Origin of the sequence: Marinimicrobium hydrolyticum, from assembly GCF_030848505.1 — a bacterium.
Taxonomy (GTDB): Bacteria; Pseudomonadota; Gammaproteobacteria; order Pseudomonadales; family Cellvibrionaceae; genus JAVDDU01.
In genome coordinates, this window is sequence record NZ_JAVDDU010000022.1 from 1 (window position 1) to 1,635 (window position 1,635).

The 1,635-nt window shown below is 45.7% G+C and carries 2 protein-coding genes; both read right to left on the reverse strand.

Annotated features, from left to right (window positions below):
• Positions 1-72: 72 nt before the first annotated feature.
• A complete protein-coding gene (locus tag RBH33_RS17620) occupies positions 73-306 on the reverse strand; it encodes a hypothetical protein (protein ID WP_306733537.1) in 234 nt (77 codons plus the stop codon).
• A 674-nt stretch (positions 307-980) separates the two neighbouring features.
• Complete coding sequence (locus RBH33_RS17625; RefSeq protein ID WP_306733538.1) at positions 981-1,532, reverse strand: hypothetical protein; 552 nt, start codon at positions 1,530-1,532, stop codon at positions 981-983.
• Positions 1,533-1,635 lie beyond the last annotated feature (103 nt).

Sequence of the window (1,635 nt, forward strand, 5' to 3'; positions counted from 1 at the left end):
TAACGCAAAACACATGGGCGCGAGTTTACGAGCGTCCCGCCGACGCTTGCGGCGGCGTAATGGTGCGAATTGTTAGAGATTTTCATTGCTCAGCCGACTCAATGATGAGAAAAATAGTGAGAATCCAAAGAAGCTGGATACAAAACCCAACAGTAAATAAGGAGAAAATTCTGACCAAGTGCTTAGACTTTCAGAAAAGAACTCAAAGTCCAGATCCATGACCGCAACTCCCTTATGAAGCATAAGGACGCCAAACAGAACCAAAACCGATCCGATGGAAAGTTTGGCAATTAATGATTTAGCCATTCAGCCTCTCCTGCTCTTTCGAGCTTAGTCATGCGTGATTTGGGAATGATAATATACTCCCGGCTATCTTCTCTTTCGATCTCAAACATCCGAATCGGGTCTATCTCTAGCTGAGCAATTGAAATAGTGCACAGCAGAAAAGCGATGAGAGCCGCGAATATTTTTACTTGCTTACGGTTTAGGTTCATTTTTCTCTAACGCCGCATACAGAGGCGCGAGCTTGCGAGCGTCCTGCCGCCGCTTGCGGCGGCGAACTGGTACGCTTGGTTATGAGATTTTTCGTTGAACAAGAAGCACAACTCCTATAGAGGATACCAAATGCCCAAAGGGAATCAGTAGACTGCGCAGCTCCATACCGTACATGTACCACTTCCACGCAGAATCGTCAGCTGACGTCCCTAGTTCGGGAAGCGCTGGAACCCCGGCGAATGCCAGCCCGTAGCATATAAGCGATAGAGAGGCCCCTGAAAGCAGAAATATAGAGCCTGCACCCCAACGCCGAGATACTGCCTTGGCACCGGCAACAATGAGTAGAACCAAGCTGGCCAAAAGAAAAAGTTTAGCAACTAACCCAAAGATTCCGTTCATTTCGCTATCTCATAACGCCGCCAAGCAGGGGCATATTTTGCGTTTTGAGCGCAGCGAAGAAAAATATGTCCCGCTGCCTTGGTTTGTTAGCACTTTAGCCGACCAATCAATTCTTTCCTTGCTTTACACAATACTTCGTGCGAGGTGCTCGCCTGAAAATATAAATAGATAGCAAGCAATATTGAAAAGACGACGGTAACTAAAGAGTATAGAGTGTAATAACTTGGTTTAAGAGTACAAATTATAGAAGCGACACCCAAACCAAAAGAAAGCGTTGCCCACATCATTCCGAGCTCAAAGTACATTGTTGTTACAAGCCGTGTAAAGTATTTGAAAGCTACTGGCTCGCTGGAGGGTGTGCAACTAAGATAGGCATACCAATTATTTTCAACATCGTATTCTTCTTCACGCTTATTGTCCCAACGAACTTCGAGATGAGTGTTCGCACCCTCTATAATAGTGCCAATAATTACGACAGCGGCGAAAAAGCACAGATTGATGGGCATCGAGTAGAGCTGATAAAAGCTATCGGCACTCTCGGTATCTACCTTCAACAGGTATAAAAGAATCCAACTTACTAGCGCGATTCCGCCAGGGATAAGTATTACCAACACAGTCCTAGTTAACGTTACTGGCATTTATTGCACTCTCCTTTGGTGTGCTAACGCCCCAAGCAGGGGAATATTTTGCGTTTTGAGCGCAGCGAAGCAAAATATTTCCCCTGCCTTGGCTTGTTAAGTG

Excerpts from the sequence above, each read along its gene's own strand:
- RBH33_RS17620 (WP_306733537.1), bottom strand. The coding sequence starts at position 306 with ATGGCTAAATCATTAATTGCCAAACTTTCCATCGGATCGGTTTTGGTT.
- RBH33_RS17625 (WP_306733538.1), bottom strand. The coding sequence starts at position 1,532 with ATGCCAGTAACGTTAACTAGGACTGTGTTGGTAATACTTATCCCTGGC.